This window comes from Synechococcus sp. MIT S9452 (assembly GCF_047304245.1).
Classification (GTDB): domain Bacteria; phylum Cyanobacteriota; class Cyanobacteriia; order PCC-6307; family Cyanobiaceae; genus RCC307.
This window is the reverse complement of record NZ_CP138956.1, coordinates 985,842-1,000,923: the sequence shown is the minus strand read 5'-3', so window position 1 is coordinate 1,000,923 and position 15,082 is coordinate 985,842. Positions and strand designations below refer to the sequence as shown.

Genomic DNA, 15,082 nt, shown 5'->3' with positions numbered 1-15,082 from the left:
GACAAGGGGTCTGGTTTGTTACCTCGCGCGAAATAACTTTACTTAGCGCAATCTCAGCGGGCCGGGCGGGCGCGGCCTTCGCTGGCCCACTGCTGCAGCACTTCCAGTTGCTCGCGAGCCGTGCGGCTTAGGGGCACCAGATCAGCGGCGGCACTGATCAGATCGGCTTCGCCAAATTCACGGCTTTCGCTGAAGGCATTCAGCATGCCTTCGAGCACCACCTGCTCGAGCTCAGCACCGGAGAAACCGCTGGTGCGATCCACCAAGGTGTCGAGCGGCAGCTGGTGCTGCGGCCGCCGTTTGCGCAGATGCAATTCAAGGATCTCGCGGCGCTCGCTGCCGTCGGGCAGATCGAGCACGAAGATCTCATCGAAGCGGCCCTTGCGCAGCAGCTCCGGCGGCAGCTGATCAATGGCGTTGGCTGTGGCCATCACAAACACCGGGGTGTCTTTCTCCGCCATCCAGGTGAGCAAGGTGGCCAGCACCCGTTGGCCGGTGCCGCCATCACTGCGGCCATCAAGGCTGAAGCCTTTATCGATCTCATCGATCCAAAGGATGCAGGGGGCCATGGCTTCGGCGGTGCCGATCATGTCGCGGGTGCGCGCTTCACTGGCCCCCACCAATCCAGCAAACAGCCGGCCCAGATCAAGCCGCAACAGCGGCATGCCCCAGCTGTGGGCAATCGCTTTAGCTGTTAGCGATTTGCCGGTGCCCTGGGGGCCCACCAGCAGCACCCCGCGGGGATGGGGCAGCCCATAGGCATGGGCTTCAGCGCTGAAGGCCAGCCGGCGCCGGTCGAGCCAGGTTTTGAGTTGGTTCAGCCCGCCAATCTCGCTGGGATCCGCGGCGGTGGGGCAGTACTCCAACAGGTCGCTGCGGCCCAAAGCCAGGCGCTTTTCCTCGAGCACATCATCGAGATCGGCGGCATCCAAACAGCCGTGGCGCGCCAAGGCGCGGGCCGCCAGTTGGCGGATGCGCTGCTCACTGAGGCCCCGGCAGCTGCTCACCAGCAGCTCCAAGGCATCACCGCTCAATTGGCTGCCGGCGGCTTGGGCAATTCCAGCGAGCAGCTCCTGGATTTCGCTTTCAGATGGCAGCGGCAGCGGCAGCACGGCGATGCTGCTCTCCAGTTCCCTCGGCAACTTGGCATCCGGCGCAGAGATCACCAGGGTGTGCGGTTTTTGGCGCAACTCGCTGGACAGGTTGCGTAGCCGCCGGCAGATGGCTGGATCCTCCACATAGCGGTGAAAATCCAGCAGCAGCAAGATCGCTGGCTGCTCTCCGGCCAGAAGATCGAGGCTGTCGAGCGCCATCAGCGGCTGGCGGGCGCCATGGCCTATGTGGTTGGGCAGCCCCTGCAGGCCGCCCACGAAATCCCAGCGCAGCAGCGTGCGTTGGCCTAGCCGCTGGCAGGCATTGCCCAGCAGCCGGATCAACCGCTCCTCCTCCTGCTGATGGATCCAGAGGATGGGCGTGCGGCTGCGGATCAACAGATCCAGTTGCTCTCCCCAGCGGCTCATGGCTGCTCCTCGGCTTTGAGCTGCAGCAGCTGGGCCCAGCGGGGATCCACCACATCGCTGCTGACCGCCGGTTCGCTCTGTTGCTCGACCAGCAGCCCGGGGCAGTTGGGGCAGCACAGCCGTTTGAGCGGCAACTGCAGATTCAGTTGCTCAAACAGCCAATGCTCTGGATCAAAGCGGCCGTTGGGATCGAGGGTTTCCAGCGGCACATCAGCGCCATCAAGCTCCTCGAGCTCGGCATCGGGGCCGCCGCTTTGCAGCGCAATCGATTCGCTCACCCGGGCCTGCAGCGGCTGCGGGTAGGGCTTGAGGCAGCGATCACAGACCAGCTCCACCGTCGCTGTGGCCTCTGCTTCCAGCCAGAGGTCATCACCCCGGTGAAGGGCCTTAAGCCAGCCCTTCACCGGTCCAATGCTGTCCAGCTCGCTGAGCTGTTGCTCCACGCTCCAGTGTTTGCCATCGCCGAGCTGCTTTAGCTCCTGCAGGGCCACTGGCCGCATCAGCGCTTGCCCTTGGGCTCAAACGGCAGGCGCTCGGCAGAAACGGCCGTGGCACTGGCGGCCACTGTTTGGTTCGCTAGCTGCTGATCGAGGATCGTCTGCAGGTTGTCCGGCAGGGGCTCGCGGATTAGCAGGAAGGTTTGCAGCGCCTGGAAGATATTGGCCACCACCATGTAGAGCAGCACGCCAGCCGGCAGCGGGAAGAACAGGAACATGCCGGTGATCATCACGGGCGTGATCCGGTTGGCTGTGGCCTGCTGGGGGTTAGCCGGCATGCCCCAGCCCGAGAGGATCTGGGAGAGGAACAGGGTGAGGCCAAAGCCAGCCACCAGGGTGGCGATATCCCAGTTGATGCCGCCATCAGCCATGAAGCCCACTTGGCCCAAAGCTTTGATGAACAGGAAGCCGCTGCGGGCCGCTAGGCCCGGCAGCTTCAGCTCAACGGTGGCATCACCAGGGCTGAGGGCTTGGATCGTGCCATCGGCGCCAACGCTGACCACGTCATCGCCTTTGGTGATCTTCCATTGAGGGGTCAGATCAAAGCTGGGGTGGATGCGCTCTTCGATCGCATCAATGCTTTCGCCGGTTTTCGAGGCCAGCTGCACCTGGGCGCTCTCGCCCACGCCGAGCTTGTTGCCGCCGGGCAGTGAGGCGATCACAGGCACGTGATCGTTTTCGGTGAAAAAGATCGAGTGGCTGGCGCTGTTAAACGGCTTGGTTTCCACCGCAGCGATTTGATCGGCCGGCAGCACCTTGACGTTGATGTTGTACGGCACATCAGCGAACGGTGATCCCCGCAGGGTGGCGAACAGGGCAAACAGGATCGGCATCTGCACCAGCAGGGGCAGACAACCCGCCAGCGGACTGCCGAACTCCTTCATCAACTTGCCCATCTCCTCCTGCTGCTTGGAGGGGTTGTTGGCGAACTTGCTGCGGATTTCAGCTTGGCGCTGTTGCATCACCGGCTGGGCAATGCGCATGCGGCGGGCATTGCGGATCGAGCCGGCGCTCAGGGGGAACAAAGCCAGACGGATCACCACCGTCAGCGCGATGATCGCCAGGCCGTAGCTGGGCACCAATCCATAGAAGAAATCCAGGATGGGCAGCAGGACGTTGTCTGAGATGTATCCGATCACGGCAGGAACCTGGATGACGGTGAGTGTGACTGATGACGGTTAGCTGTCGCTGCTGGCGGTGAAGCCACTGGGAGCATCGGCCGGCTTGCCTTTGCTGGCGATGCGCTCCTCGATGTAGGCCTGCATCTCACGGAACCGGGGCACGGCGCGCATTTCCAAGCGAGCACCGTCTTTAAGCACCAGCACCATGTCGCCATAGGCGCCAAAGCCGCGAGCCACCGAACGCACCTCTTTGATCTGGGTGTAGGTCACCTGGCTGCGGTCACGGCCCAGCCAGCCTCCGGTCACCGACACCCGCCGGCTGGTCACCTTGAAGCGCAGCCATAGGGCGCGAACAACGGCGCCAATGGCAAAGGGCAAACCAATCAAGGTGACGCCAAAGATCAGGTTGATGATCAGATCACCGCGTGCAGGCCCGCCTTCGTAGTGGATTTCCTCTTTGATTGCAGGTGGGGTGACAACACTCATGAATCAGTTAGCCCGGCACGCTGGATCAGTGTGGACCATTCTTCCAGGAGATTGTCGTCACTGAGCTCAGCGGCTCCAGGTCGCAGATTGAGCAGCAGCCAGGTGGGCGGCAGGTTTGAGCGGAATGTTTGACGCAGAAACGCTTCGTGCAGCCGGCGGCGCAGGCGATTGCGCTTAACCGCCCGCTTGCTCACCTTGCTGCTGATCACCACGCCAAAACGCAGCTCACCCTCAAGATCGGTGGGAGGTTCCCGCAGCAATTGAGGGGCAGCAGGGGCAACACGAAGTTGCAGCAAGCCTTGTTGAAAGCGTTGCCCGCGTTGATAGAGGTAATCAAAAACACCACGGCCGCGCAGGCGATGCCGTTGCGGTAAGACCAAGGCTCAGCTCAGTTGCCGGATCAAACGGCTAAACGAGCCCGTCCGCGCTTGCGGCGGGTGCGGATCACACGGCGGCCGGTGTGGGTGCGCATGCGCACGCGGAAGCCCGAGACGCGCTTGCGTTTGCGGCTGGTCCCTCCGAGGGTGCGCTTGGTCATTGAACTGCTCTAAACACTGGGCCGATCTGTGATTTTAGCAGCTGGATCAGCCGCCTCCTTTCAGTTCGATCACCCAGCTGCCGAGGTATCTAGCGAGGGTGACCTCCCCAGGTGATTGGGCCAGCGCATTGAACTGATACATCCCGCGGCCATAGGGGTTCCTAAGCTTGAGCTCAACCCCGATGGTGCGATCGGTCGGAACAGGTGAGGTGGGAACGATCTCAATCAACTTGCCGTCATTGTTCAAGCTGATGGATGCCGGGATGGTCTCACCACACTTCGTGCGCGACGAAACGCTGCCGGCCTCGCAGTAGGCGAACCGGATGTTTTTGGGTTCGATTTTTGCTTTGAAATGGCTGGGGATGGTCACGTCCAACTTCATGATGGCGCGATCACGGTCCTTCTTTTTGATCAGCAAAAAGTAGGTGGAGCGTTGGTTGGGTCTGGTTCTTGTGAGGAAGTAATAAAGGGGTTTGAAGCCTTCGCGGTTCTTCCAGCGCAAGTTGAGAATGTCAAAACCACCCGTTGAGCTCTGGGCCATCACTTGCGGCATCTGCAGGCCGCCGGCGACCAAGGCAGCGCCAGCGCAGGCAGCTATCACACCGTGAGAAAAACGCATCCTTTTTGCTTCCTTTGAGTTGAGATTCTTGTGGGCTTGAGCGGGCTGTTAGCCGTCGATCCCGTCGGTGATCTCAATCACCCAGCTGCCCAAATAGCCAGCCATGGGCACATCGCCAGGGGCTTGAGCCAAGGCATTGAACTGATACATGCCGCTGCCGGGGTTGTAGACGGGGAAGACCACGCCGATGGCCTTGTTCGGAGGAACGGGGCTGTCCGGGAAGATCTCCAGGGTTTTGCCGTCATTAGCCAGCTCAATGGTGGCAGGGATCGTTTCTTTGCAGCGGGTGCGCTTAAGGGCACCGCCCACTTGGCAGTACTTCAACGCCACCTCTTTGGGGTTGATGGTTGAGTCGAAGTAGGACGGCACAGTCACATCGAGCTTGATGATCGCGGCCTTGCGGTCTTTGCCTTTGAGGATGAGCTTGTAGTCCGACCAGGTCTCGCGCTCCTGATTCGAGATGAAGAAGTAGAGCTTCTTGAAGTCTTTGTTGTTGTTCCAGCGGAAGGAAATGCCTGGGGTGCCAGCAGAGTTCTGAGCCTTCACCTCGCTCAGGTCAGTCAGGGCAATTCCACCAGCCAGAGCAGCGGTGCCTCCCAGGCCAAGCACGGTGCGGAGTCGCAGAGCCATGAGATGCCCAACATCAGTTGAATGATTCTCATGAGGCTCTGCAGCCTTCTCAGGTGGCCATGGGCCGGCGGTTCAGCTGTCAGTTGTGACTGGATCGGTCCGGGCGTAGCCGTTGGGTGTCGCGCAAATAGGGGTGATGCAGCGTTTGTTCAGCTGGCATCTGCGCCTGCACCAGGACCCGAATGCAGCGGGGCAGGTCGCCTTGCACGCGCATCTGCTGGCAATCCAGCAGGGCAACGCCATCCCATCCCGGCCGCCGCCGCGCCAGTGAGGCCGGAAATATGGCATCGAGATCTGCGGTCACGGAAAACGTGGCGCTCAGCACTTGATCGCCCTGCAGCTCGTTGCTGTTGATCAGCGCATCGAGCAGTTCATCCACTGCTTCGGTCATAGCTGCAGCGGTGTTGGCGCTGGCGGTGGTGGCGCCCCGCAGCGCCCGCAAGTTCAAGCAGTTGTTGTTCATGGCCGGAACAGCCACAGGGGTTGTCCGCCCCAAGCCAGCTGCAGTTGCAGCTCTTGGCGCAGCTTTTGCACAAGCCCGGCGCGCTCTTTGCCCAGCTCCACAGGCTGGCTTTTCTCTTCATCGAGCCCAGCGAGCCGCGCCGCTTCGCGCCGCGCAGTGTCCTCATCGCCCAGCAGATCCACCATGCCCAGGTCCAGGGCTTGGGCGCCACTAAACACGCGGCCATCAGCAAAGCTGCGCACCGTCTCCTCGCTGAGCTTGCGGCCTTGGGCCACGGCCGCCACGAATTGGCCGTAGCTGCTGTCGATCAAGGCCTGCAGGATCGAGCGCTCTCCCTCGCTGAGAGGTTTATCGGGAGAGAGAATGTCTTTATAGAGACCGCTTTTGACGGTTTCAAAGCGGATGCCAACGCGTTCCAGAAGCTTTTCGAGGTTGTTGCCCCGCAGGATCACGCCGATGGAGCCGGTGATCGTGCCGGCATTGGCCACGATCCGGTCGGCGGCGCAGCCCACATAGACCCCGCCCGAAGCGGAAATATTCCCGTAACTGGCCACCACCTGGCAGCCGCTCTCACGCAGCCGCAGCAGGGCCTGATGGATTTCCTGGCTATCGCCCACCGTGCCTCCGGGGCTGTCGATGCGCAGCAGCAACACAGGGAACTTGCGCTCCTCCACTTGGCGGAGCGCTTTCACCACCCGCTTGCGGGCGGCTCCAGCGATCGGCCCGGTGAGGCTGATGCGGGCGATGCGTTTTCGGCGTTGGCGGCGCAGGGGCCAAACCATGGGGCGTGGTGTTGGTCAGCGGATCCTATGCAGGGCGAGGTGCCTAGGCTCAACGCCGACTTGCTGGCCCCGTTGACCCTGCGCCTCACTTGGCTGGCCATGCTGCTGCCCTTTGCCCTGTGGGGAACGGCGATGGCAGCGATGAAACCGCTGCTGCAGGAGATTTCGCCGCTGACCCTGGCCTGGTTGCGAATTCTGCCGGCGGCTGTGGTGTTGCTGCTGGTCGCCCGCTTGCTGCAGCGCCCCTGGCAGGTGGATCGCCGCGATTGGCCGTGGCTGCTGCTGTTTGCCCTGGTCGATGGCGCCCTGTTCCATGGCCTGCTGGCTGAGGGGCTCGAGCGCACCGGCGCCGGTTTGGGATCGGTGTTGATTGATTCGCAGCCACTGCTGGTGGCGCTACTGGCCCGCTCGCTGCTGGGGGAAGCCATCAACCCGATTGGTTGGTTTGGCCTGCTGCTGGGCTTGTCGGGAATTTTGTGTTTGGGCTTGCCAGCTGGTGCCTTGCAGCATTGGTGGCTCGATGGCCCCGCCCTCGATGGCTCCCTGTTGCCTGGAGCTGGTGAACTGCTGATGCTTGCGGCAGCTGCTGCCATGGCCGGCGGCACCTTGCTGTCGCGCTGGGCCTGCCGCCATAGCGATCCGGTGGCCATCACCGGTTGGCATCTGTTGCTCGGGGGTGTGCCTTTGTTGCTGCTCAGCCTGGAGGGCCCTTTGGCCGTGAGTGGTCAGCACTGGCCTCACTTGAGCGCGGCGCAATGGGGCTGGATGGCCTATGCCAGCTTGTTTGGAACAGCCCTGGCCTATGGCCTGTTCTTTTGGTTTGCCAGCCGCGGAGATCTCACCGGCTTCACCGCCCTCACCTTTTTGACCCCCGTGTTTGCCCTTGCCAGTGGCCTGGTGTTATTGGGTGAGCAACTCGAGCCCTTGCAGTGGCTGGGGGTGGTGCTGGCGCTGGCCTCAGTGCTCTTGATCAATCGCCGTGCTGAGCTGTGGCAGGCCTGAAGCTGCTGGTGGTCAGCACCCCGATGGGCCCGTTGGGACAGGGCCTAGGTGGTGGTGTGGAGCTCACCTTGGAAGCGGTGCTGGAGAGCTTGCATCGCCGCGGCCACGCCCTCTCGCTGGTGGTGGCGTCAGGCAGCCAGCTGCCCGGCACGCCCTTGCAGCAGAGCTGGCTGGAGCCTGGGGTGCCGCAACCCAGCTGGCAACACCAGCCGCGTCAGGCGCCGATAGAGATTCCAGCCGATGGCTTGTTGCCGCGCTTTTGGCAGCGCGCCCTGGCTGAGCAGCAGCAGTTTGATGCGGTGCTCAACCTCGGCTACGACTGGCTGCCGCTGTGGCTGACGCCCCAGTTCCAAACGCCCTTATGCCATCTGGTGAGCATGGGCAGCGTTGGCGAGGCCATGGATCAGGTCATCGCCGCAACAGCCCAGCAGTTCCCGGCGCAGCTGGCCTTCCACACCGCCAGCCAGGCGGCTGATTTCCATCTCTCAGCTTCCCCCACGCTGCTGGCCAACGGCTTTGACTTCAGCCGCTACAGCTTCAATCCCGATCCCCAGCCCTGCCTGGGTTGGGTGGGGCGCATTGCCCCAGAAAAAGGTCTCGAAGATGCCGCCCAAGTGGCTGCAGCCAAGCAATGGCCCTTGCGGGTGTGGGGGCTCAAGGAAAACGCCGCCTATGCCGCGGCCGTGGAGGCCTCAGTGCCCGCCGGCACCATCGAGTGGCGTGGGTTTTTGCCGACTGAGCAATTGCAGCGCGAGCTGGGCCAGTGCGCCGTGATGCTCAACACGCCCAAGTGGAATGAAGCCTTCGGCAATGTGGTGGTGGAAGCAATGGCCTGCGGCGTACCGGTTGTGGCCTACCGGCGCGGCGGGCCAGCCGAGCTGATTGAAGACGGCCTGACGGGCTTTGTGGCGCCGCCGGATCAACCCGAGGCGTTGTTGCAGCAGCTGCCGGCTGCCCTAGCCCTGGATCGTTTGGCTATCCGCCGCCAAGCGGAGCGCCGCTTTGGGCTGGAGGCCTTTGGCGCGCGCTTGGAAGCCTGGATCAACCAAGCGGTTGCGACTGCATAGGCTGGCCTGCATTTCAAACCCAGCCTTTGTCTTTGATGCGTCGGCAGCGACTGTGGCTGGTGCTGGCTGTGCTGGCGCTGGGGGCACTGCTGTTTGTTTGGCGCCTTGGCGCGGTGGGCCAGTGGGATGAAACACCGGCCATCTTTGCCGCCTCGGGCCGGGCCATGGCGGAAACCGGCGACTGGCTCACCCCCCGGGTCAATGGCCATCCGCGCTTTGACAAGCCCGTTCTGATCTATTGGCTGATTGGCGGCTTCACAGCCCTGCTGCCAGCCGGTTGGGATCCCCTGGGCAGCTGGGCCTCCACGCTGCCGTCGGCCCTGGCGATGATCGCCTTGATGCTGGGCTTGGCGCTCACGGTGCTGCCCCGCTCGGGCCCATGGGTGGCGCTGGAGGCGGCCCTGGCCTTTGGCCTCTCGCCGCTGGTGTTGGTGTGGGGCCGGGTCTCAGTGAGTGACCCTTTGCTCGTCGCCTGCGTTGGGCTTGGGATGCTCGGGCTTTGGCACACCTACGCCCACCCGCGTGCCCCATTCCCTTGGTGGCCCTGGTTGGTGTTGGGCTTGGGCGTTCTCACCAAAGGGCCGGTGGCCTTGGTGATTGCCGTGCCCAGCCTGCTGCTGTTTGGGTTTTGGCAGCGCGATCTCGGTGGGCTCTGCCGCGCTGTTCGCCTGGTTCCTGGTGTGGCTTTGGCCGTGCTGGTGGCCCTTCCCTGGTACGTGCTCGAGCTGTTGGTGGAAGGTCAGCCCTTTTGGGACAGCTTTTTCGGCTACCACAACCTCCAGCGCTACACCGCGGTGGTGAACAACCACGCCGGACCCTGGTGGTTTTACGCCCCGGTAATGGTGATCGCGAGTTTGCCGTTTACGCCATTGCTGCTGCTGGGCATTGCCAGCCAGCTGCAGGGCTGCTGGTGGCGGCGGCCGTTGAAACCGGAGCAGAGCTTGCCGCGCTTTGCCCTGGCCTGGCTGCTGTTTGTGGTGCTGTTTTTCTCGATTTCAGCCACCAAGCTGCCCAGCTACATGCTCCCTGCCCTGCCAGCAGCGGCCCTCTTGATTGCCCTGGTCGATGCCCCCAGTCGCTGGCTCACCTGGGCCCGTTGGGCCTCGGTGCTGATGGCGGCGGTGATGGCGGCCGCGTTTTGGATCGCAGCGCCGCTGGCGGTTCAGATCGATTCACCGGAGATCCCTGGCCTGGGCCCGGCCCTGGAGGCCTCGGGGGTGTTGGTGATCAGTGGCGGGCTGTTTGCCCTGGCGGCGATCGCCGGTGCTGCGTTGCTGTGGCGCCGCGGCGGGCGCTGGCCAGGCAGTTGGCTCTTGGCTTTGCAACTTCCCTTGGTCGCTTGGCAGGTGCTGGGCTTGGTGCCCACCGGTGAATTGGTGGATCAGCGGCGTCAGCAGCCCGTGCGCCAGTTGGCAGAGCAAGTGCGCTTGCAGCAGCGGCCCGGCGAGCAGCTGGCGATGGTCGGCGTGAATAAGCCGTCGCTGCACTACTACAGCCGCAAGGTGGTGCTCTATGTGGGCCGGCCGCCCAGTGGCCTGCTGGATTTAGCCGAGCAGTTGCCGCCCCAGGCGCCTGGCACGGCCTTGGTGGTGATTGATGCCACCACCGCTGAACTGCCCCACTGGCAAGACATGCCCCATCAGCAACTCGGTGCTGCTGGGATTTACCGGCTCTGGCGCGTGCCATTGGAGGCGTTGCAGCAGCGCGGCCAGGCCTTGGCGGCCTCCGGTGTGGAATCCACCTGGCGCCTGCCAAACCCCGAGCGATACTGAGCGCCCCCGTTCGGCTAGGTCCATGCCCAAGGCCTCTCCATTGCTGCCGGTGATCCTTTGTGGTGGCACGGGCACCCGCCTGTGGCCCCTATCGCGGGCCAGCTACCCCAAGCAATATTGGGCCCTGGCCCATAACGCCGAAGACACGCTGCTGCAGCTCACCCAACGGCGCCTCAATGGCTTGCCGGGCCTGGGCTCACCGATCTTGATCTGCAACGAAGACCACCGCTTCATCGTGGCCGAGCAGATGCGCCAGCTCGGGGTTGAGCCGGAGTCGATCTTGCTGGAGCCCATGGGCCGCAACACCGCTCCGGCAGTGTGTGTGGCGGCATTGCGCGCCACTGCCCGTGGTGAAGACCCCTTGCTGCTGGTTTTGGCAGCCGACCATGTGATTCGTGAGCCTGAGAAGTTCCGCGCCACGGTGGAAGCGGGGATTCCGGCGGCGGAAGCGGGCCGGCTGGTGACCTTTGGCATCGTGCCCACGGCCCCGGAGACGGGCTATGGCTACATCGAATCGGCTGAGGCCCTCAATGCCGCTGCTCCGGTGCCGATTGCCCGCTTTGTCGAGAAGCCCGATCGCGCCACCGCTGAGCAGTTTTTGGCCAGTGGCCGCTTCACCTGGAACAGCGGCATGTTCCTGTTCCGCGCCAGCGCCATGCTCGCCGAGCTCGAGCGCTTGGCTCCTGAATTGGTGAGCTGCTGCCGCTCGGCCCTGGAGCACGACACCCCCGATTTGCAGTTCCTGCGGCTTGATCGTGAGGCCTTTGCCCAATGCCCGTCGGTGGCCCTGGATGTGGCTGTGATGGAGCGCACGCCGCTGGGCTCGGTGTTGCCGCTCGATGCCGGCTGGAGTGATGTGGGCAGTTGGAGCGCCTTGTGGGAAACCGCCGACCAAGATGAGAACGGCAATGTGTTGCGCGGCCGCGTGATCTCTGAAGGCAGCCGCAACTGTTACTTGCGCAGTGAGCACCGCCTGGTGGTGGGCCTGGGCGTTGAAAACCTGGTGGTGGTGGAAACCGATGACGCGGTGCTGATCGCTGAGCGCAGCCAGGCGCAAAACGTTAAGGCGATCGTTCAGCAGCTCGAAGCCGACGGCAGCTCAGAAGGCAAAGCCCACCGCCGCATCTACCGGCCTTGGGGCCACTACACCTCCATCGTTGAGGGCAGCCGCTGGCAGGTGAAGCGCATTTCGGTGAAGCCTGGTGCCAGCCTGTCGCTGCAGATGCACCACCACCGCGCTGAGCATTGGGTGGTGGTGCGCGGCACGGCCCTAGTGGAGAAGAACGGTGTTGAGGAGCTGATTGGTGAAAACCAGAGCACCTACATCCCCTTAGGGGCACAGCATCGCCTCAGCAACCCCGGCAAGATCCCGGTGGAAATGATCGAGATCCAAAGCGGCGCCTACCTCGGTGAAGACGACATCGTCCGCCTCGAAGATGTCTACGGCCGCTCGACGGCCGTAAGCCGTGCCTGAAGCCGCTGGTTTTCTTGCTGCCGCCAGTACGCCGCACGGGTTAATCACCCTGCTGGTGTTTGCTGCCTCGCTGGTGCTGTTCATCAGCGGTTGGCTAGCGCCTGAGCTCACGGGGCTCTTGGCCGTGGCGCTGCTGGTCAGCTTTGGCGTGCTCGACCCGCAGCAGGCGGTCAAGGGGTTTGGCAGCCCTGCCCTGATTACCCTGATGGGATTGTTTGCCCTTTCGGCGGGCCTGTTCCGCAGCGGCGGGGTAGATCGCTTGCGGGCGATTCTCGGCTCGGAATCGGTGCGTACGCCGCGGCGCATGATCCTGCTGTTAGTGGCTGTGGTCTCGCCGCTGTCGGGCTTCATTCCCAACACTCCGATCGTCGCCACCCTGCTTCCGGTGCTGGAGAACTGGTGCCATCGCCGCGGGATTTCCCCGTCGAAGGTGATGCTGCCGATGTCGTTTGCTGTGGTGATCGGCGGCACCATCACCCTGCTGGGCACCTCCACCAACCTGCTGGCCAGTGATGTCAGCCGGCAGTTGGGTTATGGCGGCATTGATCTATTTGATTTCACTCCCATTGGCTTGCCCATTTGGCTATTGGGCGCCCTCTACATGGTGGTGGTGGGTGATCGCTTGCTGCCCGATCGCGGTCAAGACGACGACCTGATGGCGGCGATGGCCAAGCAGGGCTATTTCACCGATGTGTTGATTCCGCCGGGTTCGGAGCTGGTGGGCCAGTCGCTGCACAACAGCCGCTTGCAGCGCCGTTTTGATGTCGATGTGCTCGAGCTACACCGCGGCAGCCAAAGCTTCGGTGCGCCCTTGGCGGATTTGGAATTGCAAGCCGGCGATCGCATGCTTTTGCGCTGCCGCAAAGAGGATCTGCTGCGTTTACAGCAGGAGAGCACCATCGCCCTGGCGCCGGTAGCCGGCCAAGCGATGCCGCAGCAGCAGGAGGGCCAAACCATGCGCCTGGTGGAGGTGCTGTTGCCGGCGGGTTCGAGCATTGCCGGCAGCAGTGTGCGGGAGCTTCGCTTTCGCCAGCGCTACAACGCCACCTTGGTGGCCGTGCGCCGCGGCCGCGATGTGATCCGCGATCTGCTGGGCCGTGTGGTGCTGCAGCCCGGTGATGTGCTGCTGATTCAGGCCCCGATCGACACGATTCGCGGCTTGCAGAACCGCAATGACCTGGTGCTGCTCGATGAGCTTGAGAAAGATCTGCCCACCACCAGCCGCAAAGGCATCGCCATCGGCATCTGCATCGCTGTGATCCTGCTGCCGATGCTGCAGGTGTTGGATCTGATGGCCTCGGTGCTGTTTGGCGTTGTGTTAATGGTGGTCACCGGCTGCCTCAGGCCAGGTGAGCTGCAACGGGCGATTCGCTGGGACGTGATCCTGCTGCTGGGCTCAATCGTGTGTTTCAGCGTGGCGATGCAAAGCACCGGTTTGGCGCGGGGGTTGGCGGTCGACTTGCTGCAGTCGTTGCAGGGGTGGCCCAACTACTTGGTGCTGATGGTGGTGTTCCTGTTGGCCCAGCTCTTCACCGAGACCCTCACCAACGGCGCCACGGTTGTCTTGCTCATACCGATCGCTACCGAGCTGGCCAAAGGTTTGGCCCTGCCGCCGATGGCTTTCATCTACGCCATCTTGTTTGCTGCCAGCCTCAGCTTTCTCACCCCGATTGGCTACCAGTGCAACTTGATGGTGATGGGGCCTGGCCGCTATCGCTTCTTCGACATGACCCGCTACGGGGCACCGCTCACCATTGGGCTCACCCTGTTAACCCCCTGGCTGATCTGCCGCCATTTCGGCCTTTAGCTGACTGGTTGATGCAGGCAGAGGGCGCAGCAGCCCCAGCGCTCAATTTCCCCGCTCGGGCTGGGGGCGCCGCAACGGGGGCAGTCGGTGGCGCTTCCAGTGATGCGGCAGGGGTGCTCGCTCCAGCTGCGGTCCAATTCCGCGCTGAAGGGTTCGCTTGCTTTGGAGACGTCGTGCTGCTGGAACTGCAGCTGGCCAACCGCGTAGCCGCGGCTGCGCAACACCGCCAGCAGCTGATGGCGGCTGTAGCGCAGGGCTTGCAGCCATTGGGGTTGCGAAGCTCCCACCAGCAAGGTGTTGCCCCGTAAAGCCAAAGGCCGGCAATGGGGCGCCAGCTGGGCGCCGGCAATCTCAGGCCAGGCCTGCCAGAGGGCCGCCAAGCTGCCTTCGCTCTGCCATTGGCGCTCCAGCTGGCCAAGGCATTGCCCCAGGGGCTGTGCCGGAGCACGGGGTGTGGGCCTCTGGATAGGACTCATCGGCCCAAGCTAGCTAGGGTCTGCCCGCTGCTTTGTGCTGGCTCCATGGGCTTTTTTGATCGTGTCGGGCGACTGTTTCGCGCCAACTTGAACGATCTGGTCAGCCGGGCGGAAGACCCCGTCAAGATCCTGGAGCAGTCCGTTGCTGACATGCAGTCGGACCTGATCAAGCTGCGCCAGGCCGTGGCCACCGCGATCGCCAGTCAAAAACGCATCCAAAACCAGGCCGAGCAGGCCGAAAACCAGGCGCAGACCTGGTATCAGCGGGCGGAGTTGGCGCTCAAAAAAGGTGAGGAGGATCTCGCCAAAGAGGCCCTCAGCCGCCGCAAGACCTACCAGGAGACCGCAACCGCTCTCAACAGCCAGCTCACGGCCCAGGGCGGTCAGGTGGAGACCCTCAAAAAGAACCTCCTGGCCCTTGAGGGCAAGATCGCTGAGGCTCGCACCAAAAAAGACATGCTCAAGGCCCGGGCCCAAGCCGCCCAGGCCCAGGCCCAGCTTCAGGGCGCGGTGGGCGGCTTGAGCACCGATTCCTCGATGGCAGCCTTTGAGCGCATGGAGGAGAAGGTCCAAGCGCTGGAGGCCCAGGGCCAGGCTGCTGCTGAGATTGCCGGCGCCGATCTTGATAGCCGCTTTCAGGCCTTGGAATCCGGCGATGACGTGGATGCCGACTTTGAGGCCCTCAAGGCCAGCGTGAATCCCACACCCCTGGCCCTACCCGATGAGAAGGCCAAGCCCCAACTGCAGCCTGCCCAGCAGGCTCAAGTCGATGAGGAGCTGGAGTCGCTGAAGCGCTCGATTGATCAGCTCTAAAGCCCGGCCGGCTGC

The 15,082-nt window shown here is 63.3% G+C and carries 17 protein-coding genes; 6 read left to right on the top strand and 11 right to left on the bottom strand.

Annotated elements, in window-relative coordinates; genetic code table 11:
• Positions 1-53: 53 nt before the first annotated feature.
• From SIB46_RS05100 to sppA, 10 genes are all read right to left on the bottom strand, one after another.
• Positions 54-1,520, bottom strand: coding sequence for an AAA family ATPase (locus SIB46_RS05100; RefSeq protein WP_413297449.1), 1,467 nt, complete (start codon positions 1,518-1,520; stop codon positions 54-56).
• Positions 1,517-2,020 (bottom strand): YceD family protein, encoded by a 504-nt coding sequence (locus SIB46_RS05095; RefSeq protein WP_413297448.1) that lies wholly within the window; start codon positions 2,018-2,020, stop codon positions 1,517-1,519. The genes SIB46_RS05100 and SIB46_RS05095 overlap by 4 nt, the downstream gene beginning before the upstream one ends.
• On the bottom strand, positions 2,020-3,156 hold the full coding sequence (gene yidC, locus SIB46_RS05090) for a membrane protein insertase YidC (protein ID WP_413297447.1): 1,137 nt from the start codon (positions 3,154-3,156) through the stop codon (positions 2,020-2,022). Before yidC ends, SIB46_RS05095 begins: the two co-directional genes overlap by 1 nt.
• A gap of 39 nt (positions 3,157-3,195) precedes the next feature.
• Entirely contained in the window at positions 3,196-3,624 is a 429-nt protein-coding gene (locus tag SIB46_RS05085) for a PH domain-containing protein (RefSeq protein ID WP_413297446.1), read from the bottom strand.
• Entirely contained in the window at positions 3,621-4,004 is a 384-nt protein-coding gene (rnpA, locus tag SIB46_RS05080) for a ribonuclease P protein component (RefSeq protein WP_413297445.1), read from the bottom strand. The genes SIB46_RS05085 and rnpA overlap by 4 nt, the downstream gene beginning before the upstream one ends.
• Before the next feature lie 20 nt (positions 4,005-4,024).
• The gene (gene rpmH / locus SIB46_RS05075; RefSeq protein ID WP_413297444.1) at positions 4,025-4,162 is read right to left on the bottom strand and encodes a 50S ribosomal protein L34; all 138 of its coding nucleotides are present in this window, start codon (positions 4,160-4,162) and stop codon (positions 4,025-4,027) included.
• A gap of 46 nt (positions 4,163-4,208) precedes the next feature.
• Positions 4,209-4,736, bottom strand: coding sequence for a DUF2808 domain-containing protein (locus SIB46_RS05070; RefSeq protein WP_413297443.1), 528 nt, complete (start codon positions 4,734-4,736; stop codon positions 4,209-4,211).
• A gap of 93 nt (positions 4,737-4,829) precedes the next feature.
• Positions 4,830-5,411, bottom strand: a complete 582-nt coding sequence (locus SIB46_RS05065) for a DUF2808 domain-containing protein (RefSeq protein WP_413297442.1) — start codon at positions 5,409-5,411, stop codon at positions 4,830-4,832.
• A gap of 79 nt (positions 5,412-5,490) precedes the next feature.
• On the bottom strand, positions 5,491-5,874 hold the full coding sequence (gene aroH / locus SIB46_RS05060) for a chorismate mutase (RefSeq protein WP_413297441.1): 384 nt from the start codon (positions 5,872-5,874) through the stop codon (positions 5,491-5,493).
• Positions 5,871-6,656, bottom strand: coding sequence for a signal peptide peptidase SppA (gene sppA, locus SIB46_RS05055; RefSeq protein WP_413297440.1), 786 nt, complete (start codon positions 6,654-6,656; stop codon positions 5,871-5,873). The genes aroH and sppA overlap by 4 nt, the downstream gene beginning before the upstream one ends.
• 27 nt (positions 6,657-6,683) lie before the next feature.
• Between sppA and SIB46_RS05050 the strand changes: the two genes are divergently transcribed.
• From SIB46_RS05050 to SIB46_RS05030, 5 genes are read left to right on the top strand one after another with little or no spacing between them, the layout of a single operon-like run.
• Positions 6,684-7,658 carry a DMT family transporter gene (locus tag SIB46_RS05050; protein ID WP_413297439.1) on the top strand — a complete coding sequence of 325 codons (975 nt, stop codon included), beginning with the start codon at positions 6,684-6,686 and terminating at the stop codon, positions 7,656-7,658.
• A complete protein-coding gene (locus SIB46_RS05045; RefSeq protein WP_413297438.1) occupies positions 7,646-8,725 on the top strand; it encodes a glycosyltransferase in 1,080 nt (359 codons plus the stop codon). Before SIB46_RS05050 ends, SIB46_RS05045 begins: the two co-directional genes overlap by 13 nt.
• A gap of 35 nt (positions 8,726-8,760) precedes the next feature.
• A complete protein-coding gene (locus SIB46_RS05040) occupies positions 8,761-10,497 on the top strand; it encodes an ArnT family glycosyltransferase (RefSeq protein ID WP_413297437.1) in 1,737 nt (578 codons plus the stop codon).
• Between the two features lie 22 nt (positions 10,498-10,519).
• Positions 10,520-11,971, top strand: a complete 1,452-nt coding sequence (locus tag SIB46_RS05035; RefSeq protein ID WP_413297436.1) for a mannose-1-phosphate guanylyltransferase/mannose-6-phosphate isomerase — start codon at positions 10,520-10,522, stop codon at positions 11,969-11,971.
• Entirely contained in the window at positions 11,964-13,778 is a 1,815-nt protein-coding gene (locus tag SIB46_RS05030; RefSeq protein ID WP_413297435.1) for an SLC13 family permease, read from the top strand. The genes SIB46_RS05035 and SIB46_RS05030 overlap by 8 nt, the downstream gene beginning before the upstream one ends.
• Here the strand turns inward: SIB46_RS05030 and SIB46_RS05025 are convergent.
• Entirely contained in the window at positions 13,775-14,254 is a 480-nt protein-coding gene (locus tag SIB46_RS05025; RefSeq protein WP_413297434.1) for a DUF721 domain-containing protein, read from the bottom strand. The two genes, SIB46_RS05030 and SIB46_RS05025, sit on opposite strands and share 4 nt — an antisense overlap.
• A gap of 45 nt (positions 14,255-14,299) precedes the next feature.
• Here SIB46_RS05025 and SIB46_RS05020 point away from each other — a divergent pair, with 45 nt between their 5' ends.
• Positions 14,300-15,067: a PspA/IM30 family protein gene (locus tag SIB46_RS05020; protein ID WP_413297433.1), complete on the top strand. Its 768-nt coding sequence runs from the start codon at positions 14,300-14,302 to the stop codon at positions 15,065-15,067.
• Positions 15,068-15,082 lie beyond the last annotated feature (15 nt).